General features: G+C 61.4%; 15 protein-coding genes and 1 tRNA gene. 13 read left to right on the forward strand and 3 right to left on the reverse strand.

What is annotated here, in order from left to right:
- The 3 genes from BM059_RS19205 to BM059_RS19215 form a co-directional block, all read left to right on the forward strand.
- Positions 1-398: hypothetical protein (locus BM059_RS19205; RefSeq protein ID WP_208606114.1), on the forward strand; the 398-nt coding region annotated here is incomplete at its 5' end.
- 126 nt (positions 399-524) lie between these two features.
- Positions 525-1,802, forward strand: coding sequence for a hypothetical protein (locus BM059_RS19210; protein ID WP_074940958.1), 1,278 nt, complete (start codon positions 525-527; stop codon positions 1,800-1,802).
- Positions 1,802-2,872 carry a phage integrase gene (locus BM059_RS19215; RefSeq protein ID WP_074940959.1) on the forward strand — a complete coding sequence of 357 codons (1,071 nt, stop codon included), beginning with the start codon at positions 1,802-1,804 and terminating at the stop codon, positions 2,870-2,872. Before BM059_RS19210 ends, BM059_RS19215 begins: the two co-directional genes overlap by 1 nt.
- A 105-nt stretch (positions 2,873-2,977) precedes the next feature.
- Here the strand turns inward: BM059_RS19215 and BM059_RS19220 are convergent.
- Positions 2,978-3,067, reverse strand: a tRNA-Ser gene (locus tag BM059_RS19220).
- Between the two features lie 90 nt (positions 3,068-3,157).
- Positions 3,158-3,376: a hypothetical protein gene (locus BM059_RS19225; protein ID WP_074940960.1), complete on the reverse strand. Its 219-nt coding sequence runs from the start codon at positions 3,374-3,376 to the stop codon at positions 3,158-3,160.
- 186 nt (positions 3,377-3,562) lie between these two features.
- On the opposite strand from BM059_RS19225, the gene BM059_RS19230 reads away from it, so the two are divergent.
- Entirely contained in the window at positions 3,563-4,252 is a 690-nt protein-coding gene (locus tag BM059_RS19230; protein ID WP_074940961.1) for a crotonase/enoyl-CoA hydratase family protein, read from the forward strand.
- 116 nt (positions 4,253-4,368) lie between these two features.
- Here BM059_RS19230 and BM059_RS19235 read toward each other — a convergent pair whose 3' ends face one another.
- Complete coding sequence (locus BM059_RS19235; protein ID WP_074940962.1) at positions 4,369-4,761, reverse strand: hypothetical protein; 393 nt, start codon at positions 4,759-4,761, stop codon at positions 4,369-4,371.
- A 154-nt stretch (positions 4,762-4,915) separates the two neighbouring features.
- Between BM059_RS19235 and BM059_RS19240 the strand changes: the two genes are divergently transcribed.
- From BM059_RS19240 to nirD, 9 genes are all read left to right on the forward strand, one after another.
- Positions 4,916-5,230, forward strand: coding sequence for a hypothetical protein (locus tag BM059_RS19240; protein WP_036999637.1), 315 nt, complete (start codon positions 4,916-4,918; stop codon positions 5,228-5,230).
- A 328-nt stretch (positions 5,231-5,558) separates the two neighbouring features.
- Positions 5,559-6,842, forward strand: a complete 1,284-nt coding sequence (locus tag BM059_RS19245; protein WP_074940963.1) for a CmpA/NrtA family ABC transporter substrate-binding protein — start codon at positions 5,559-5,561, stop codon at positions 6,840-6,842.
- Between the two features lie 12 nt (positions 6,843-6,854).
- Positions 6,855-7,706: a nitrate ABC transporter permease gene (ntrB, locus tag BM059_RS19250; RefSeq protein WP_036999640.1), complete on the forward strand. Its 852-nt coding sequence runs from the start codon at positions 6,855-6,857 to the stop codon at positions 7,704-7,706.
- A gap of 10 nt (positions 7,707-7,716) precedes the next feature.
- The gene (locus BM059_RS19255) at positions 7,717-8,508 is read left to right on the forward strand and encodes an ABC transporter ATP-binding protein (RefSeq protein ID WP_036999642.1); all 792 of its coding nucleotides are present in this window, start codon (positions 7,717-7,719) and stop codon (positions 8,506-8,508) included.
- Positions 8,509-8,605: 97 nt separating this feature from the next.
- Positions 8,606-9,295: a polysaccharide lyase family 7 protein gene (locus tag BM059_RS19260; RefSeq protein WP_036999645.1), complete on the forward strand. Its 690-nt coding sequence runs from the start codon at positions 8,606-8,608 to the stop codon at positions 9,293-9,295.
- 46 nt (positions 9,296-9,341) lie between these two features.
- Entirely contained in the window at positions 9,342-9,788 is a 447-nt protein-coding gene (locus BM059_RS19265) for a thioesterase family protein (protein WP_074940964.1), read from the forward strand.
- Positions 9,789-9,891: 103 nt separating this feature from the next.
- Entirely contained in the window at positions 9,892-10,065 is a 174-nt protein-coding gene (locus BM059_RS25440; protein ID WP_167364589.1) for a hypothetical protein, read from the forward strand.
- Between the two features lie 465 nt (positions 10,066-10,530).
- A complete protein-coding gene (gene nirB, locus BM059_RS19270; RefSeq protein ID WP_074940965.1) occupies positions 10,531-13,002 on the forward strand; it encodes a nitrite reductase large subunit NirB in 2,472 nt (823 codons plus the stop codon).
- Positions 12,999-13,325, forward strand: a complete 327-nt coding sequence (gene nirD / locus BM059_RS19275; protein ID WP_074940966.1) for a nitrite reductase small subunit NirD — start codon at positions 12,999-13,001, stop codon at positions 13,323-13,325. The genes nirB and nirD overlap by 4 nt, the downstream gene beginning before the upstream one ends.
- Positions 13,326-13,361: the final 36 nt, after the last annotated feature.

A 13,361-nucleotide genomic window follows, 5' to 3' on the forward strand; every position in this document is an offset into this window, starting at 1 on the left:
TGAACCACCCCTTCGCCCCGCGTACCTTTGCGGTTCGAGCACTGATGACCACCCAGGCCGAAGGCAAGCCCAGAGAGCTGGGCTTATTCGACGTGATCGACAGCGATGGCCAGGTGCTCGGTCAATCCCTGGCAGACCTTCGCCAGCTCGGCTACCTCGTGCGCATCCTCAGCCCCTGCATGGCCCATATCAGCCACCCCATGGGGTACTCCGGGCATGTCATGTGCCGGGGCAGGCCACCGCAGCGAGACAACAGCGGCAACCGACAGGCAGCTAACGGCATGTCTGCGGCTGCCTCTATCCGCTCGGATAGTTCCAGCCCCTTGCCTTCGATCCGCTCTCCGGTGCCGGTGACGGTAATACCGGATAGCGAATACCCCTCCAGGCCGTGGCGGTGAGCGCGCCGCGAGCGAGCGGTTCAGTTCAGAGGGAGCGAGCGGCGCGCAAGCCGCTGACGTCCCTGTAGCACGTCATATAACCCAACGTTAAACGTTTCAATTCGTCACTATTTGGAGCATTGGAAAATGGCAGTTAAAGACCTACTCCGCGTAGATCGTGAGTTCAAAAAGAGCCCAACCGGTAGGCTGTTTTTCGACAGCATGACCGCTCGGATAACTGACCTTTCCAACGTCCGAATCCTGGCCTGCAGCGTCGATACAGTCCGCCAGCTCTATCGAGGTCTGATCCGCCCGGAAATCATGAGCCTGTTCGAGAAGCCCGGCACCATCGTCGATTTCGCTGGCCAGCGCTGGCACTCGGGTCGTGTCAGCAAGGACTCTGGCTATCAGTACAAGCTGCAGAACGCAGACCTCGGCATCATCCTGCTGGTCAAAAACTTCAACGCCAAGCTGGAGAACATCGGTCCCCACCTGAAAATCGAAGTGTCACCCCATGCCATCGATACCTTCTCGCCTGAGCGTCTGCAAGAGCGCCTCGACTACTACGCTAGCCACGTACTGACCAACGTCGAACGCAACCAATGCGCTGTCCACCTCGCGCTTGACCTCCAAGGCTGGCAACCACCTGCCGATCTGGTCGCCCGTATGCACTGCCGCGCACGTGCAGCCCGTGACATTTCCGGCATCAAGGAAATCCAGTGGACGCTGGAGTCCGCCACCTACGGTAAAGGTCAGTCCTACCTGTTCGGCTCTGCCGGTGGCGTCCAGTTGGGTATCTACAACAAGACCGAACAGGCCCGAGCCATCGACAAGCTCGACTACTGGGAAAACGTCTGGAAGCGTCGCGACAGCTTCGACGAAGCCGACCCCGATAACTACAACCCCGAACAGGACGTGTGGCGCGTAGAGCTACGTTACCACCACTCTGTGATCCAGCAATTCGCCTCCGGCTCGTTCGACCTGCACAGCGGCGAAACCATTGAAACCAACAGCTACGCTGCCTTCGCACCGCACCTAGACGGCCTGTGGCGCTATGGCCTGCGCCAATTCAAGCTGCTGGCTCGCCCTGGCTACTTCGAACCGATTTGGACGCTGATCCGTGACGATGTGCGCGTAGACCTGCCGGTCGATTCCTTGGTGGACGAAACCGAGTACAAGCGCCAATACAAGACCTCGCGAGGCTTCTCGGGGAAAAACGTCGAGCTATTCCTGGGAAACTTCGTCAGCCTGCTGGCACGGGAGCGAGTGGGCGCTAGGCGAGCATTTCACCGGCTCAAGGATTGGGAGTGCTGGCCGGTGATCCGCGACCACTATGCCGCCAAAGGCATGGATGAAGACGGGCTGTATAAGCACATCAAGGGAATCCTGGAGGAACGGCATGTGCGTTGGGGACGCGCTGTCTGATGGCAATCGAGCAACTGCCTGACGGTCGCTGGAAAGTAGACGTGGAACCCATCAAGGGCCGGCGTTTCCGCAAGACCTTCAAGACCAAGGGTGAAGCCCAGCGCTTTGAAGCGACCTGCAGGGCCAATTGCATCGACTCGCCGGCCTGGACGCCCAAGCCGAAAGATCGTCGCCACCTCTCCGAACTCTGCACCCGGTACCATGAACTGCACGGCCATGCCTTGGCTGATGGTGCCGCGATCCTCCGCACCCTGCAGAACCTGGCTAAAGACCTGGGCGACCCCATCGCGGTGAAGCTCACCGGCAACGCCTTCTGTGAAACACGCAGCGAACTGCTCAAGGCTGGCATTCAAGGCAAGACCATGAACAACCGGCTCGGCTACCTGAAAGCCCTGTTCAACGAGCTGCATCGCCTGGGCGATATCGACTACCCGAACCCGTTGGCCAAGGTCCGTCCGCTACGCCTGCAGGAACGCCCTATTTCCTACCTCTCGACCTGCCAGATAGCAGAACTGCTCGAGGCCCTGGATGACCGCACAACCAGCCCAGGAATCGGCCTGATCGCCCGCGTCTGCCTGAGTACGGGTGCCAGGTGGGGAGAAGCCCAGGCGCTGACACCTGAGCGAGTACGAAACGGCATGGTGACCTTTGCCAACACCAAGTCGAAGCGAACCCGGTCGATTCCGATTGATAAGGCCCTGGAAAAGTCCCTGCAGATCTACTTCAAGCGTCACGGCCTGTTCACCAACTGCATGCTGACCTTTAGCCGTGTACTGGAGAAGACCTCGATCAAGCTCCCGGCCGGCCAGGCCACGCACGTACTGCGACACACATTCGCCAGTCACTTCGTCATGCGGGGCGGGAACATCCTGACGCTGCAGAAAATCCTGGGGCATACGTCACTGGCAATGACAATGCGTTATGCACACCTGTCGCCCGATCACCTGCAGGACGCATTGAGGCTGAACCCACTGATTGATGACCCTCTTTCAGCTCCTGGCATGCGCGAATCCATCAAGGAAGGCATGGCCGAACCTGTAGCCGACTGCGCTAAGGAATTGGACTGGTGATTCAGCAGACAAGGGCTTTCGACACTTTTTCGACACCTGCCGAAAGCCAGAAAGCAAAAAGCCCCGAAAACTTGTTAGCTTTCAGGGCTTTAGGTATTGCGAAAGTGGCGGTGAAGAAGAGATTCGAACTCTTGATACGGTTTCCCGTATACACACTTTCCAGGCGTGCTCCTTCAACCGCTCGGACACTTCACCGGATCTCGATTGGCTGTGCAGCCCGTCGAGGTGCGCTAATGTAGTCGAATGTTTTCCTGATGGCAAATTTTTTTTAAAGGATTCATGCGCTTAAGAGCGTAGCGGGTTTTCGTCGCGCTCGTCACTGGGTGGCTCATCGAAGCGAATGTGGCCGAATAGCAGGAATCCCAGGGACATGAACAGGCCTACGCCGAATAGCAGCAACACGCCGGATGGGCTGCGCAGGTAGAGGCTTTCGCTGAGCACGACCGATGCCAGCAGCAGACTAATCACGGCCAGCATATAAAGGATGGAATAGAGGGTGTTCATGGGCAGCTCCTTCGGTACGCAGCCCACCTTAGAGGCCAGGCCTCGCGCTCGGCCAATTGCCATCCACCATCGCCACGATAGGCAAAAACGCTGACCCACCAGTCAGCCACAGCGCTTTACCAGAGCGGTTCGGCTGAGTACCTTCTGCCCACATTCAGCCCTGCTGCTCTAACAAGGAAAACTGCCATGAGCGACCTGATCAGCTATCAACTCGAAGACGGCATCGCCACCCTCACCCTGAGCAATGGCAAGGTCAACGCCATCTCGCCCGACGTGATCGCCGCATTCAACGCCGCGCTCGATCGTGCAGAGCAAGATCGCGCCATCGTCATCATCACCGGGCAGCCGGGCATTCTTTCTGGCGGCTACGACCTGAAGGTGATGACCTCCGGCGCGCAGAACGCGATCAATCTGGTAGCTGCTGGCTCCACGCTGGCGCGGCGCATGCTCGCTCACCCCTACCCGATCATCGTCGCTTGCCCCGGTCATGCCGTGGCCAAGGGCGCCTTCATTCTGCTGTCGTCCGATTACCGCATCGGCGTCGAGGGCCCCTTCAATATCGGTCTGAACGAAGTGCAGATCGGCATGACCATGCATCACGTGGGCATCGAGCTGGCCCGTGATCGCTTGCGCAAGTCAGCATTCCACCGCTCAGTGATCAATGGCGAGATGTTCGACCCGGCAGGCGCGGTAGACGCCGGCTTCCTGGACAAGGTAGTACCGGCCGAGCAACTGCTGGCCACCGCACAAACCGTGGCGCAGCAGATGAAGAAGATCAACATGACCGCGCACAAAAACACCAAGCTGAAGGTGCGCAAAGCTCTGCTGGAAACCCTCGATGCCGCCATCGAGACGGACAAGCAGCACCTGATGTAAGCACGCAATACTGCGCCAATGAAAAGCGCCGCTTCCGTTGAGGTCGCGGCGCTTTTTCTTTGTGCATCTCGCCATTGATCCACCGCCGACTTTCGGTGCGCGGCGCCCCCTGCGGGTCAGCCGGAATAGTCGAGGGCCGTCCAGGTGCGACTCAGGCCTTGCGCCAGCACGCAGCCAGGTTTGCTCAATTGCTCGTTGAAGGACGCCGGCAACAGCGTGGTTTCCCCCTCCGCGGCGCCGTGCCGCTCGGTCAGCCACTGCAGCTTGCCGCAGTTGGGCGTTTCGATCACGTAACTGGCTGCGATGTTCGAGTGGTGGCTGGGCAGACGGACCACGTCGAGTACGACGCCCACCTCCTCAATTCGATGACCATCGGAAACCAATACGGCCCAGGCCTGCTCGCCTTCGATTACCAGATAGGCACCGTTGGCCTGTGGTCGCTCGATCTGCGGTTGCGCACAGCCGCTGAGCAGGGCCAATAGCACAATCGTCATCAGCATCTGTTGCATTGCCAATACCCCCTTACAAGGCGCCCACATCTGCACGGTGGACGGGTTGTTGTCGCCTGAGTGAGGTCACTATCACTCAATACTGTTTATTTGTACAGTGTTTTTAGATTACCCTATTGCACAGGTAAAACACCGATCAAACAGGAGCGCCATCATGCTGGACGTACTGCAGCTGAAACACCGAGTGAACCGCATGCCGCTGGAGCGAGTGCGCGAGATGGTCGATGAGCTGCTGCTCGAAGGCATCGTCACCGAGAGTCGCACTCCGTTCAATCGCCAGCATTTCAATAGCTGTTTCGCCGAGATCGAGGCGCTGTTGCAGCGTGCGGGCTATCACCGACAGCTCGATGTTGTTGGTTATCAGGGGCTCGCTTACGCGTTGTTCGATCCGGCCCGCTGGGAGGCCGTAGAAGTGCTGCGTTGGTTGCGCGACTTCGTTGAGGAAGCGCATATCCAGCCGGCCTCGTAGAGACGATAACCGACCCAAAAAGGCTCAGCGAGTCATGGTCGTGCACGACATTGGCTCATGGCGACGCGCATCGACTCAGGCTACCCCGCCGCTGCTAGCAGGCGACAAGCGCCTCAAGACGGCCCGTAGCGCGTCATCCGACTACGGCAAATGCAGTCAGCAAACAGAACTGGCAAGCCCCTTGCTAGATCACGGCAAGCATCCTGTGTAGCACGCCAACGGCGGCGGGCCGAGGATCACGGACAACGGCGTCCGTCCGGTCACCTTCCTCCCATCGAGGTGATCTGACGTACGCCGTTTTTTATGCGCCCGAAAAAGAGATCAGCCAATGACCGATCGTGATTCGAAAAAGACCGTCGACAACAGCCGCCGCAACTTCCTCAAGCAATCCATCGCCATGGCCGGCGCCATCGGTGGTATCGCCGCCCTTGGTCTCTCGGCCCCAGCCTCGCTACGCAGCGCTGCCTGGGCAGCTGGCTCCGACGCCCCGGAAAAGGCCGCGCTGAAAGTGGGTTTCATCCCGCTGACCGATTGCGCCTCGGTGGTGGTCGCGGCAACGCAAGGCTTTGGCGAGAAGTACGGCCTGACTATCACGCCGAGCAAGGAGGCGTCCTGGGCCGGTGTGCGTGACAAGCTCAACACCGGCGAGCTGGATGCAGCCCACGTGCTCTACGGCATGATGTACGGCGCTCAGCTGGGTCTGGCCGGCCCGCAGAGGGATATGGCCGTGCTCATGGGCCTGAACCAGAATGGCCAGGCCATCACCCTGTCCAGGCAACTGCGCGAGGCGGGTGTCAGCAACGGCGCACAGCTGGCCGAGCACGTGAAAAAAGGCGGCAACCCGCTGACCTTCGCCCAGACCTTCCCCACCGGCACCCACGCCATGTGGCTGTATTACTGGCTGGCCAGCGTCGGTATCAACCCGATGAGCGACGTGAAAACCATCGTCGTGCCGCCGCCACAGATGGTGGCCAACATGCGCGTCGGCAATATGGACGGCTTCTGCGTGGGCGAGCCCTGGGGTGCACGGGCGATCTTCGACAAGATCGGTTTCACTGCGACCACCACCCAGCAGATCTGGCCCGACCACCCGGAGAAAGTGCTAGGCACCACGCGCGCCTTTATCGAGCAGTATCCCAATGCCGCCCGCGCGCTGATCATGGCCATTCTCGATGCCAGCCGCTTCATCGAGGCCAGCGAGGAGAACCGCAAGAGCACCGCCAAGCTGATTTCCGGCAAGGCCTACGTCAACGCACCGGTGCAGGTGATCGAACCGCGCTTTCTCGCCCAGTACGAGGACGGCCTCGGCAACAGCTGGAAGGACGAGCACGCCATGGCCTTCTGCAAGGACGGCAGCGTCAACTTCCCCTACCACTCCGACGGCATGTGGTTCCTCACCCAGTTCAAACGCTGGGGCCTGCTCAAGGATGCACCGGACTACGCGGCCGTCGCAGCGCAGATCAACCAGACCGCGCTCTACAGCGAAGCGGCCAGCGCATTGAAACTGGCGGTACCCAGCAGCCCGCTGCGCAGCAGCACGCTGATCGACGGTGTGGTCTGGGACGGCAGCAACCCGGCCGCCTACGCCGACTCCTTTGCCATCAAAGCCTGATCGGAGGTCGACATGAATGCGCCCCTGAAAACGCCCCTGCCGCACATCGTCAAACCGCGCCTCTCGCCTGCGGCCTTGCTGCCGGGCGTCACCACGCTGGGCAACCTGTGCAAGGCCAGCATCGCCCCGCTACTCGGCATTCTCGCCTTCATCGGCTTCTGGTCGCTGCTGGCGCAGTACAGCGAAGGGTTGCCCGGCCCGCTGAGCACCTGGCAGTCGGCGCTGGTGCTGTTCAGCGATCCGTTCTATGACAACGGCCCGAACGACATGGGCATCGGCTGGAACATCCTCAACTCGCTCGGCCGGGTCGGCGTCGGTTTCGGCCTGGCCGCACTGGTGGGCATTCCGCTGGGCTTCGCCATCGGCCGCTTCGCCTTTCTCGCCGGCATGCTCGCGCCGATCATCAGCCTGCTGCGCCCGGTCTCACCACTGGCCTGGCTGCCTATTGGCCTGCTGGTGTTCGAGGCGGCCGGCCCGGCATCAATCTGGGTGATTTTCATCAGTTCGATCTGGCCGATCATCCTCAACACTGCCGCAGGTGTTGCCAGCGTGCCGCAGGATTACCTGAACGTCGCCCGCGTTCTCAAGCTGTCGGAGTTCAAGGTGCTGACGCGCATTCTCTTCCCCGCCGTGCTGCCGCACCTGATGACCGGCATTCGCCTGTCCATCGGCGTGGCCTGGCTGGTGATCGTCGCCGCAGAAATGCTCACCGGCGGCATCGGCCTGGGCTTCTGGGTGTGGGACGAGTGGAACAACCTCAACGTCGAGCACATTCTCATCGCCATCATCGTCGTCGGCCTGATCGGCCTCGCCCTGGAGCAGGGCCTGCTGCTGATCGCCAAACGCTTCGACTACACCAGTTAAGGAGACGAACGTGGACAAATTCGTGGAGCTGACCGGCGTCAGCAAGCACTTCGACACCAAGAAAGGCCGCTTCCAGGCGCTGTCCGACGTCAACCTGAGCATCGCCCGCGGCGAATTCGTCGCCCTGATCGGTCACTCCGGCTGCGGCAAGTCGACGGTACTCAACCTGATCGCCGGCCTGCTCGATGCCAACGAGGGCGGCCTGATCTGCAATGGTCGTGAGATCGACGGCCCCGGCCCCGAACGCGCCGTGGTGTTCCAGAACCACAGCCTGCTGCCATGGATGACCTGCTTCGGCAATGTGCACCTGGCCGTGGAGCGCGTATTCGGCGAGCGCGAGAACAAGGCGCAACTCAAGGCCCGCACCGAACAGGCACTGAACATGGTTGGCCTGGCGCATGCTATGCACAAACACCCCAACGAGATCTCCGGCGGCATGAAGCAACGCGTCGGCATCGCACGCGCCCTGGCCATGGAACCCAAGGTGCTGCTGATGGACGAGCCGTTCGGCGCGCTCGATGCGCTGACTCGCGCCCATCTGCAGGACGAGTTGCTGCGCATCGTCGGCGAAACCAAAAGCACCGTGGTAATGGTCACCCATGACGTCGACGAGGCCGTGTTGCTGTCGGATCGCATCGTCATGATGACCAACGGCCCGGCCGCCACTGTAGGCGAAATCCTCAGCGTCGAGCTGCCGCGCCCGCGTGATCGCCTGGCCCTGGCCAACGACCCGCAGTACCACGCCTATCGCACCGCTGTGCTGGAGTTTCTCTACCAGCGTCAGCAGCGACCTGCCGCCTGATCGCCAGCGACCGCTCTGGCTCAAGGGCTGGAGCGGTTGAACCTCTGGCCTCTGGCAAGGACGAACTAGGGCATTCAACCGACAAGCAGAGAATCCCGTGCTCGACCTCACCACCTGGAATCTGTCGATTCCAACAGACCCCACGCCTACCACCATCACCACCCAGCGCCTGAACAACGGCTATGAGAGCCGCTACTTTCGTCGCAATACCGACGGCAGCGTAACCTTCTGGGTGCCGGTCACTGGCTCGACCACTGCCGATGCCCGCTATCCACGCAGCGAGCTGCGCGAAACCCAGCGCGACGGTAGCCTGGGCAACTGGCTGCATGCGAGCGCGGACAGTTATCTCAGCGCGGTGCTGCAGGTCGACCAGGTGCCCAGCCGCAACAAGGTGGTGATCGGCCAGATCCACAGCACCGATGTGCCAGGCAGCCAGAACGATCCATTGATCAAGGTGCAATACCACTACCGCCGTGGTGTTGGCCGGGTGGAGCTGCTGCTGCGCGTGCGACCTGGCGACAGCGAGGTGCAAAACATTCTGCTGGCCGAGAACATCCAGCTTGGTGAGCGCTTCGGTTACGACCTGCGGGTTACGCCCAGCGGACGCATCGGTATCAGTGTGGCCAGCACCGATGGTGACGACGGCAGCTATTACCGTCAATTGAGCAGCGCCTGGAGCACCCAGCACCTGTATTTCAAGGCCGGCGCCTACATTCAGGACAATTACGGACCGGACAGCGAAGGGGGGCGCGTCACCTTTTACCATCTCAACAGCCTGCACCGCTGAGGCACGACGGCTTACAATCGTCGCTTTCCTCGACAATGGCCTGATCATGGCGCGCCTGACCCTCGACTTCCCCGAAGACCAGTATTACTACAGCACCCACCTGACCGTGCGCGTCACCGACATAAACGGCGCCAACCACCTGGGTAATGATTCGATGATCTCGATGATTTCCGAGGCCCGCGCCCGTTTTCTCTTCGAATTCGGCATCCGCGAAACCGACGGCAAAGGCATCGGCATCATCGTCACCGACCTGGCCACCACCTACCGCGCCGAAGCCCATGCACGCGACCAGTTGTTGTTCGAGGTGGGCGTGATGGACTTCAACAAGTACGGCGGCGACATCACCTTCCGCATCACCCGCCCGGCTGACGGCGCACTGGTGGCGATGGCCAAATCCGGCTTCGTGTTCTTCGATTATCTGCAGTCGAAGGTGGTGCCGATACCGGAGCCCTTCAGCGCCAAATTCCCCAAGGTCAATCGCGTGGTCGGATAACCGACCTGTTGGCGTGACAGTTGCTAATTCCTCTGCTACGCCTTAGGGCACAACGATAAAAGCCCTGCACCGCCCGGAACAGGGCACCATGGGAGGAACCGCAATGCCAGCTATGCGTCAACGCGCCCAGCGCGCTGCTCTGATCGCCAGCCTCTCCGCCTGGCCACTCCTCACCTTGCCCCTTCCCACTCACGCCACCACGGCCCATTTACCCGCCACGGCGCAGACGCCTATGCAGGCTGAACACGCGCCAGGCAAGGCCGAACTCAGCCGCTGACGGGCCAGCGCCGCACCAAATCGGCGCTCACGGCCTTGAAAAGGTGCACCCGCAGGAACTGCGGGCGCTCACGATGCGCCCTGAAACCCGCCAAACCAGACTGTGTGAAAACTACTGCGCTCGGCCATGCAGCGTTAAAAACAGGCTCAGATGCTCATTTACAGCACGCAAACTGCGCTTCTTCGCCTGTTTTGCGGGGCCGCCATCGGTATTGCCTGACCTTCGCTCGCTACGTTTCACACGGTCTGAAACCTGCGGTTTGATCAATTGGCACAAGCGCTGCATTGATAACCGCACAACTTGATTAAAGCGCGCTGCTCAACGACGAGCAGCACGCTTCCCGAAAGCTCGGGATCGGACAAAGGCGTCCTCGCTAGGTGACTAGCGGGACGCCTTTTTTGTTTTTCTGGCCTGCCATTTCTGGCAGCCAGCTTTCCGTGACTATTGACCCAGGAGATAGCCGGCATGCAAAAGCTCAAGCTGGTGATGATCGGCAACGGCATGGCGGGTGTGCGCACCCTCGAAGAGCTGCTCAAGCTCGCCCCCGATCTATACGACATCACCGTGTTCGGCGCCGAGCCGCACCCCAACTACAACCGCATCCTGCTCTCGCCGGTGCTGGCCGGCGAGCAAGCGTTCGAAGACATCATTCTCAACGACCTCAACTGGTACGCGGACAACGACGTCAAGCTGCTGCTCGGTCGCAAGGTGGTGAAGATCGACCGCAAGAAGCGCCTGGTCATCGCCGATGACGGCAGCGAAGCCGAATACGACCGTTTGCTCATCGCCACCGGTTCCACCCCCTTCATCCTGCCGGTACCGGGCAAGGACCTGCACGGCGTGATCGGCTACCGCGACATTGCCGACACACGGACAATGATGGACACCGCCAAGACCCACAAACATGCCGTGGTCATCGGTGGCGGCCTGCTCGGCCTGGAGGCAGCTAATGGCCTCAAGCTGCGCGGCATGGACGTCACCGTGGTGCACATCGGCGACTGGCTGCTGGAGCGTCAGCTCGACCGCACCGCCGGCGAGTTGCTGCAGAAGTCGCTGGAAGATCGTGGCCTGAAGTTCCTGCTGCCCAAGCACACTGCCGAGTTGCTGGACAACGGCGAAGGCCGCGTCTGCGCGGTGAAGTTCAAGGACGGCGAGGTGATTCCTGCCGACCTGGTGGTGATGGCCGCCGGCATCCGCCCCAACAGCGAACTGGCCGAGCGCGCCGGCATCGCCTGCAACCGTGGCATTTTGGTCAACGACACGCTGCAGACCTTCGACCCGCGCATCTACGCCATCGGCGAATGCGCCAGCCACCGCGGCATCGCCTACGGTCTGGTAGCGCCGCTGTTCGAGCAGGCCAAGGTCTGCGCCAATCACCTGGCCCAGCTCGGCTATTCGCGCTACCAGGGTTCGGTGACATCGACCAAGCTCAAGGTCACCGGCATCGACCTGTTCTCCGCCGGGGAATTCATGGGTTCGGACGATACCGAATGCATCACCCTCTCCGACCCCATCGGCGGCGTGTACAAGAAGCTGGCGATCAAGGACGACGTGCTAGTCGGCGCCTGCCTCTACGGCGACACCGCCGACGGCGGCTGGTACTTCCGGCAGATCCGCGAGAAACAGTCCATCGGCGAGATCCGCGACCATTTGATGTTTGGTGCGGCCGGCTTCGGTGAGGGGGCCATCGGTGACGTCGGCCACCAGGGCGCGGACAAGACCGCCAACATGCCCGACAGCATGGAGGTGTGCGGCTGCAACGGCGTGTGCAAGGGCAGCATCGTCAAGGCCATCCAGGAAAACGGCCTGTTTTCCGTCGACGAGGTGAAGAAGCACACCAAGGCGGCCAGCTCCTGCGGCTCCTGCACTGGCCTGGTGGAACAGATTCTGATCAGCACCGTCGGCGGCGCGGCGGACGTCAAGCCCAAGAGCGAGAAGGCCATCTGCGGTTGCTCCGAGCTCAACCACGGGCAAATCCGTAAAGCCATCCGCGAACAGCACCTGACGTCCATGGCGCAGACCATGACCTTCCTCAACTGGAGCACGCCCAACGGCTGCGCCACCTGCCGCCCGGCGCTGAACTACTACCTGATCTCCACCTGGCCGGGCGAGGCGCAGGACGACCCGCAGTCGCGCCTGATCAACGAACGCGCCCACGCCAACATCCAGAAAGACGGCACCTACTCGGTGGTGCCACGCATGTGGGGCGGCGTGACCAACCCGTCCGAGCTGCGCCGCATCGCCGATGTCGCTGACAAGTACAAGGTGCCCATGGTCAAGGTCACCGGCGGTCAGCGCATCGATCTGCTTGGGATCAAGAAGGAAGACCTGCCAGCGGTATGGAAGGAGCTGGACATGCCCTCCGGCCACGCCTACGGCAAGTCCATCCGCACGGTGAAGACCTGCGTAGGCAGCGAGTTCTGTCGCTTCGGCACGCAGAACTCGACCCAGCTCGGCATCGACCTGGAGCACGATCTGTTCAACATGTGGTCACCGCACAAGGTCAAGCTGGCGGTTTCCGGTTGCCCACGCAACTGCGCCGAGGCCGGCATCAAGGACGTCGGCATCATCGGTGTGGACTCGGGCTTCGAGCTGTACATCGGCGGCAATGGCGGGATCAAGACCGAGGTCGCCGAGTTCTTCGTCAAGGTCAAGACCGCCGAAGAAGTACGCGAGTACAACGCCGCCTTCCTCCAGCTATACCGCGAGGAAGCCTTCTACCTCGAACGCACCGTGCATTACCTGCAGCGCGTCGGCATGGAATACATCAAGAAGGCCGTGCTGGAAGACGAAGCCAACCGCAAGGCCCTGGCTGCGCGCTTGCACTACGCCCTGTCGTTCGAGCAGGACCCCTGGAAGCAGCGCATCGAAACGCCGCAACTGAAGAAGGAGTTCGACCCGATCAAGGTCGTGCAACTCGAGGAGGCCGGCGTATGAACTGGCTGGATATCTGCGCCCTGGACGAGATCAACGTGCTCGGCTCGCGCATCGTCGCCGGGCCGAAAGGCGACATCGCCATCTTCCGTACCACCAGCGACGAGGTCTTCGCCCTCGACGACCGCTGCCCGCACAAGGGCGGCCCGCTGTCCCAGGGGCTGATCTACGGCAAACGCGTGGCCTGCCCGCTGCACAACTGGCAGATCGAACTGGACAGCGGCGCGGCGGTGGCGCCGGACGTTGGCTGTGCGCACCGGCACCACGCCCGCGTGGAAAACGGCCGCGTGCTGCTGGCCCTGAACCAGGCCGAAAAGTGCGCATAGAACGGTAGGAGCCAGCTTGCTGGCGATGCTTTCGCG

This window comes from Ectopseudomonas composti (genome assembly GCF_900115475.1).
Classification (GTDB): Bacteria; Pseudomonadota; Gammaproteobacteria; order Pseudomonadales; family Pseudomonadaceae; genus Aquipseudomonas; species Aquipseudomonas composti.

Excerpts from the sequence above, each read along its gene's own strand:
- BM059_RS19240 (WP_036999637.1), top strand. The coding sequence starts at position 4,916 with ATGCTGGACGTACTGCAGCTGAAACACCGAGTGAACCGCATGCCGCTG.
- nirB (WP_074940965.1), top strand. The coding sequence starts at position 10,531 with ATGCAAAAGCTCAAGCTGGTGATGATCGGCAACGGCATGGCGGGTGTG.
- BM059_RS19210 (WP_074940958.1), top strand. The coding sequence starts at position 525 with ATGGCAGTTAAAGACCTACTCCGCGTAGATCGTGAGTTCAAAAAGAGC.
- BM059_RS25440 (WP_167364589.1), top strand. The coding sequence starts at position 9,892 with ATGCCAGCTATGCGTCAACGCGCCCAGCGCGCTGCTCTGATCGCCAGC.
- BM059_RS19225 (WP_074940960.1), bottom strand. The coding sequence starts at position 3,376 with ATGAACACCCTCTATTCCATCCTTTATATGCTGGCCGTGATTAGTCTG.
- BM059_RS19230 (WP_074940961.1), top strand. The coding sequence starts at position 3,563 with ATGAGCGACCTGATCAGCTATCAACTCGAAGACGGCATCGCCACCCTC.
- nirD (WP_074940966.1), top strand. The coding sequence starts at position 12,999 with ATGAACTGGCTGGATATCTGCGCCCTGGACGAGATCAACGTGCTCGGC.
- BM059_RS19245 (WP_074940963.1), top strand. The coding sequence starts at position 5,559 with ATGACCGATCGTGATTCGAAAAAGACCGTCGACAACAGCCGCCGCAAC.
- BM059_RS19215 (WP_074940959.1), top strand. The coding sequence starts at position 1,802 with ATGGCAATCGAGCAACTGCCTGACGGTCGCTGGAAAGTAGACGTGGAA.
- BM059_RS19235 (WP_074940962.1), bottom strand. The coding sequence starts at position 4,761 with ATGCAACAGATGCTGATGACGATTGTGCTATTGGCCCTGCTCAGCGGC.
- ntrB (WP_036999640.1), top strand. The coding sequence starts at position 6,855 with ATGAATGCGCCCCTGAAAACGCCCCTGCCGCACATCGTCAAACCGCGC.
- BM059_RS19265 (WP_074940964.1), top strand. The coding sequence starts at position 9,342 with ATGGCGCGCCTGACCCTCGACTTCCCCGAAGACCAGTATTACTACAGC.